The following is a 683-nucleotide window of genomic DNA, read 5'->3' as shown; positions in this document are numbered from 1 at the left end:
TCAGCGGGCGTCTGGTGTGTGCGTGGTGCTCGCAGTTGGGATGGCTGGGGGTTCGGGATTGGGTGTGCGTCCTGGTCGCCGTGCGCGGGGGAGAGCTGAGCCCGTTCGAGATGTTCGTCGCGGTGTTGCGGTCGAGCGAGCTCGTGCGGGCCCTGCGCGAGCTCGCCGCTGGCTGGCACGCGGGCTACCTCGGGACCTTCTCCGGCCCCCTCGTCCTCGACCTCGTCGAGGCCGATCGTGGACGCCGGGATCCGGAGGCCGTCGCCCGCGCCGAGGTCGCGCTGCCGCTCGAGGTCACGGGCCTGCGGCTGCGGCATCCGAACTCCCCGTCCCCGGTCGTCGACGACGCATCCTTCCGGGTGGATGCCGGACTCACCGCTGTCGTCGGACCCACGGGGGCGGGCAAGTCGTCGATCGCGGCCGCGCTGGCGGGACTGCTCGAGCCCGAGGCCGGCACGATCTCGCTCGGCGGACGGGCGATGGGCGCCGACGAGCTGCGCGCGCGAGTGGGCCTCGTCGCCCAGGACCCGGCGCTGTTCACGGCCGACGTGCGCGCGGAGATCCTTCTGGGCGCTCCGGCCGACGCGGAAGCCGCCGAGGACGTCGCCGCGCGTGCGGGGGTCGCTCTCGATACGCCCCTCGGCGACGGGGGAGCGGTGCTCTCGGGCGGGCAGCGCCAGCGC

The 683-nt window shown here is 74.8% G+C and carries 1 protein-coding gene; it reads left to right on the top strand.

Annotation, left to right across the window (positions count from 1 at the left end; genetic code table 11):
• Window positions 1-62: 62 nt before the first annotated feature.
• Window positions 63-683, top strand: a 621-nt coding sequence (locus NS283_RS18230; protein WP_153003433.1) for an ATP-binding cassette domain-containing protein, incomplete at its 3' end; no start/stop codon positions are given.

The sequence above is a fragment of the Microbacterium testaceum genome (assembly GCF_001476285.1).
Classification (GTDB): domain Bacteria; phylum Actinomycetota; class Actinomycetes; order Actinomycetales; family Microbacteriaceae; genus Microbacterium; species Microbacterium testaceum_B.
The sequence above is the reverse complement of the archived record's forward strand: the minus strand, read 5'-3'. Positions and strand labels throughout refer to the sequence as shown.